This is a genomic window from Delftia sp. WSY_22 (assembly GCF_043104185.1).
In the GTDB taxonomy this organism is placed as follows: Bacteria; Pseudomonadota; Gammaproteobacteria; order Burkholderiales; family Burkholderiaceae_C; genus Comamonas; species Comamonas tsuruhatensis.
The window spans coordinates 1-4,793 of the sequence record NZ_JBICKN010000031.1; the positions used below are offsets into that span (position 1 = coordinate 1).

Here is a 4,793-nt window from a genome sequence, read left to right on the forward strand (position 1 = left end):
GCCAGTACGAGGGCGACAACAAGCCCAGCGTGGGCGCCAACCCCTACCTGCGCGGGCTCACGGGCATGCCCAACGGCATCATGGCCGGCTTCATCGACAACACCGTGGCGTTCTGCGAGCCCTATGTGCCCTACGCCTGGCCCGTGGACTACCAGGTCACGACCGAGTGGCCTATCGTGGGCATGGCTGTGTTCGACCAGACGCTGTTCGTGGGCACGGCCGGCAATCCCTACTTCGTGACAGGTGCGCACTCGGCGCAGATGTCGGCCATCAAGCTGGACAGCAACCAGTCCTGCAGCGCCCGCCGCTCCATCGTTCCCGTGCAGGGCGGCGTGCTCTATGCCTCGCCAGATGGCCTGTGCCTGGCCAGCCCGGGCGGCGTGCAGGTGGTGACGCGGCAGCTGATCGCGCGCCAGGACTGGCAGCGCATGCAGCCGGCCAGCATGTTCGCGGCCGAGCACGAGGGCGTCTACTACCTGTTCTACGCCGGGGCCGGCGGCGGCTGCCTGGCGTTCAGCGCGCAGGACGGGGCCAAGCTCGGCCATACCGACCTGGGCGGCGCGGGTGTGACGGCGGTTTGGGTGGACCGCTTCAACGACCTCATGTACGTGGCGCGCGGCCAGGACATCCTGGAATGCTTCACGGGCGATGCCCTGCGCTCGGCGCGCTGGCGCACAGGCCTGGCCACCCAGGGCCAGCAGCTGCCGCTGGCCTGGGCCAAGGTCTACGGCCTGCAGGACGCCCAGCACCCGATCACCCTGCGCCTGTGGGGCGACGGCCAGCTGCAGCACACGGCCCAGTTCACCGACCTGCAGCCGCAGCGCCTGCCGCCCGGGCGCTGGCTGGAGCACCAGGTGGAGATCGAGGGCGCGGCCCGCGTCACCAGCGTGGTGCTGTGCTCGACCACCGAGGAGCTGCGCAGCGTATGACCAACCGCAAGAAGATCGACACGGGCGCTGCCCGCCTGCCGGCCCTGGCCAGGGTCAACGTCCAGGACAAGGCCCTGTCCAACTGGATGCAGGCCGTGACCGAGCACCTGGAAGTGCGCTCCGGCGCCCGGGGCAACGAGTTCGAGCGCGGCGTCACCCTGCGCGAGCTGATGGCCCTGCAGGGCTCGGTGCAGGGCGTCACCCAGCTGCTGGCCACCGACAAGACGCCCGGCGAGGGCGAAACGGTCATCGACCTGGGCGGCGGCCTGTCCGCCATCGTGGCGGTGGACCGCTTTGCCAAGGAGATCATCGAGTCGCGCCTGTTCAAGAGCCTGGCCAAGACCCTGGACGACCCCAGCCGCTTCGACCACCTGGCGCAGGAGATCCGCGACGAGCTGCTGCGCTCCATCGCCGACGAGGCCGCCAAGCGCGGCGCCCAGGTGCGCGAGCTGCAGACCGTGGTGCAGAGCAACGAGCGCAGCCTGGCCATGGCCGTGCGCGAGGTCACAGCCAGCCTGCGCAACGCCAGCGCAGGCCTGCGCGCCACACAGGCGGCGTTCGCGGACGGCCAGCGGGCCATGGCCACCAACGTGCTGCAGCTGCAGGCCTCCCTGGGCAACTACTACCAGGACGGCAAGCCGGGCCGCGCCATGCTGGAGCAGGAGATGACGGTGCTGGCCGGCTACAGCGAGGGGCTGCGCGCGCAGTACACGCTCAAGGTGCAGGCCGGCGGGGCCCTGGCCGGCTACGGCATCGCGGCCGAGGAGGTCAACGGCAAGACTTCCAGCGCCTTCATCATCATGGCCGACAAGTTCGCCATCGTCTCCCCCAGCTACAACGCCGGCCAGATGAGTACGCCGCGGCCCGAGGACGTGGTGTTCGGCGTCGATGGCGACGGCATCTACCTGCAGCGCAACGTCTACCTCAAGGGCAACATGCGCATCGACGGCTTGGGCAAGAAGCTCGTGGACGGCCTGCGCGGCTCGGTGCTGCTGTCGGCCAGCGGCAGCTTCTGGAGCGATGCCACCGCGCGCCAAGCCGTCTGGCAGGCCCTGGGCAACAGCGGCAGCGCGCCCAACACCAACCACCTGGTCGTGGGCGATGCCGTGACCATCAGCAACGGCGCCGGCTTCACGCAGACGCGCCACTGGATGGGCGCGGCCTGGCTGATCCCGGCCGCCGTGCTCAACGGCGATCTGCTGGTGGACGGCACGGTAGCGGCGCGCAAGGTGGACACGCGCGGCCTCACCGTGCGCGACAACGCCGGCAACGTCATCCTGGACGCCAACGGCCTGGACGCGCAATGGCTGCGCAATCTCAAGGCCGCCCAGGTCAATGGCCTGGGGCCACTGGCCACCAAGGACAAGGCCCGCATCGGCGACACCGTGGCGTTCCCGGACGGCACGACGATGAACACCAGCGACTTCATCAACCGGCTGCAGCGCATCACGTCCAACAACATCGGCGTGTTCATGGACACGGCGGCCATCGGCACGGCCTATATCGGGCAGGCGGCCATTGGCACGCTGCAGATCGCGGGCGGCTCGGTCACGTCTATGACCAGCGATCTTGTGACCAGCCCCTTCACGCTGGCCCCAGGGGAGACAAGAACCATCTGCAACATCTGGATCGACAACCCCGCCAGTGGTGCCTCGGGCGTGGTGCTGATCGGCATGGCCCATTTCATGCCGAATGGCGGCGCGGGAGCCATCGGGCTGACGATTTCGCGCGGCGGCAATGCCTTGCGCTTCGCCGGAACTTCGGCTGCCGCAGGCTTTCAGCAATCCGCCCTGATTTCGGGGTTTGACGCTGGACCGCCACCCGGCGTCACCGTCTATTCGCTCCAAATCCAGAACCTTGAGGGAAGTACGTTGCAAGTGTTCAGTGCCAATCTGGTCGGAACAGGGGGCCGTCGATGATTCATTTCATTCAGATCGATAGCGCGGGCAACATACTGCGTTGCGGCAATGCGCCTTTCAAATCATTGGGTGAGATGCCCGGCGCGGATGCCTCATACCGTCGCATCCCTGGACCGCTGGGCGATCCCGGCGCTTATTACTGGAGCGGGGGACTTGTCGAAAAACCACCCAGGCCGTCCCATTTTCACCGCTTCGATCCCCAGGAGCAGGCGTGGAAACTGGACGATAGCCTGGCATGGAGCGCTGTACGTGGCCAACGCGATGCACGCCTGGCCGCATGCGACTGGGTGACGCTGCGCGCCCAGGAGACGGGCGAGCCCATGCCGGCGCCCTGGCTTGCCTACCGGCAGGCCCTGCGCGACATCACCGATCAGCCCGACCCGCTGGCCATCGTGTGGCCCACGGCACCCGCCTGATGCGTGCCAAGCCTGCCACCGTGCTCGGCATGCCCCATTCCCTCGAATATGACCTCGACGCGGTGCTGCCCTTCATGCAGGGCCTGGTGCCGGGCTTGGCCCGCGCCCAGGACATGCGCGCCATTGGCCTGCGCCGTGGCGGCCGGCTGGTGGCCGGCGTGCTCTATGAAGGCTTCAACGGCCGCAACCTCTGGATGCACGTCGCGGCCGAGCCCGGCGCGCGCTGGCTCGTGCGCAGCTACCTGCGCGCCTGCTTTGCCTATCCGTTTCTGGTGTGCGGCGTGGAGCGCGTCAGCGGCTACGTGAACGAGAGCAACGCCCTGGCGCGGCGCTTCAACGAGCACCTGGGGTTTCGAGAGGAAGCCCGGCTACATGGAGCGGCGCCGGACGGCGGCGACGTGCTTATTTTTGTGATGTGGAAAAAGGAGTGCAGGCATGCGCTGGCACACGACTGAATTTGATTTCCTGCCCGAGCGCGCGTTCTGGCCGCGTCCCGGCGGATCGATGACCATGGAAGGCGGCAAGGGCAGCAGCACGCCCGCCCCCGACCCGCGTCTGGTCGAAGCCCAGGTGAGAAACCTGGGCATCCAGGACGACATGATCAAACAGATCATCGGCAATGCGAACGACATGGCGCCGCTCCAAAAGGAGCAGACGCAGTTCGCGCTCGACACCTCGCGCACCGCGTGGGAGCAGTCGCAGTCCGACCGCGACTATGCGCTGGGGCGCCGCGACAAGCTGACCGGCCTGCAGGACACCATGGTGGAGGACGCGCGCACGTTCGACACGGAGGGCAAGCGCGAGGAGCTGGCGGGCCAGGCGGCTGCCGATGTCTCCAACGCATACGAAAGCGCCAAGCGCACGCAGGGCGCGGAAATGGCCCGCATGGGCATCAATCCCGCCGATGGCAAGTACGGCGCCGGGTCCAACGCCTTGGTTGCCAGCGAGGCGCTGGCCACTGCCGCCGGAAAGAACTCGGCCCGAACGGCTGCGCGTGCGGAAGGGCGAGCGCTGACGGATCGGGCCTCGAATGCACTGGCCGGCTATCCCGCCATGGGCATGCAGACGACGGCCGCCACGGCCGGCTATGGCGCCTCGGGCCAGAACATCGCCAACACCGGCCTTGCTGGCCTGAACTCCGGCTATGGCCAGGCGGCTGGCATGGCCGGCAACGCTGGCAACAGCGCGGCCAACATGTGGGGCCAGCAGTCTCAGGCCTACCAACAGTCGCAGGCCACCCAGGGGGCTGGGACGGGTGCCATCGTGGGCGCGGGCCTGTCTGCTGCGGCCATGTTCTTCTGATGCGGGCCGCACACATCGCCGACAGCGTGGGCCAGGCGATTGCTGGCCGGCGCGCAGCGCTGCATTTCAGTGGGGGCAAGGACTCGCTGGCATGCCTGTACCTGCTGCGCCCGCTGGTGGAGCAGGGCCTGCCGGTCTACTGGCTTTCCACGGGCGACACCATCCCGGAAACACGCGCGGTCGTGGACCAGGTGCGCGCGTGGATTCCGGATCTGCGCACCGTGCAG

5 protein-coding genes and 1 pseudogene are annotated in these 4,793 nt (G+C 68.2%); all 6 read left to right on the forward strand.

The features are described 5' to 3' along the window. A pseudogene (locus ACF8NF_RS16915) lies at positions 1–929 on the forward strand (hypothetical protein); the annotation flags it as partial. Further along, positions 926–2,848 (forward strand): DUF1983 domain-containing protein, encoded by a 1,923-nt coding sequence (locus tag ACF8NF_RS16920; RefSeq protein ID WP_313281471.1) that lies wholly within the window; start codon positions 926–928, stop codon positions 2,846–2,848. The pseudogene ACF8NF_RS16915 and the gene ACF8NF_RS16920, both read left to right, overlap by 4 nt. Beyond that, positions 2,845–3,264 carry a tail fiber assembly protein gene (locus ACF8NF_RS16925; RefSeq protein WP_392450899.1) on the forward strand — a complete coding sequence of 140 codons (420 nt, stop codon included), beginning with the start codon at positions 2,845–2,847 and terminating at the stop codon, positions 3,262–3,264. Before ACF8NF_RS16920 ends, ACF8NF_RS16925 begins: the two co-directional genes overlap by 4 nt. Continuing rightward, entirely contained in the window at positions 3,264–3,719 is a 456-nt protein-coding gene (locus tag ACF8NF_RS16930) for a GNAT family N-acetyltransferase (RefSeq protein ID WP_392450900.1), read from the forward strand. Before ACF8NF_RS16925 ends, ACF8NF_RS16930 begins: the two co-directional genes overlap by 1 nt. Beyond that, positions 3,700–4,566, forward strand: a complete 867-nt coding sequence (locus tag ACF8NF_RS16935) for a hypothetical protein (protein ID WP_392450901.1) — start codon at positions 3,700–3,702, stop codon at positions 4,564–4,566. The genes ACF8NF_RS16930 and ACF8NF_RS16935 overlap by 20 nt, the downstream gene beginning before the upstream one ends. Then, on the forward strand, positions 4,566–4,793 hold a 228-nt coding region (locus ACF8NF_RS16940), incomplete at its 3' end, for a phosphoadenosine phosphosulfate reductase family protein (RefSeq protein ID WP_392450902.1). The genes ACF8NF_RS16935 and ACF8NF_RS16940, both read left to right, overlap by 1 nt.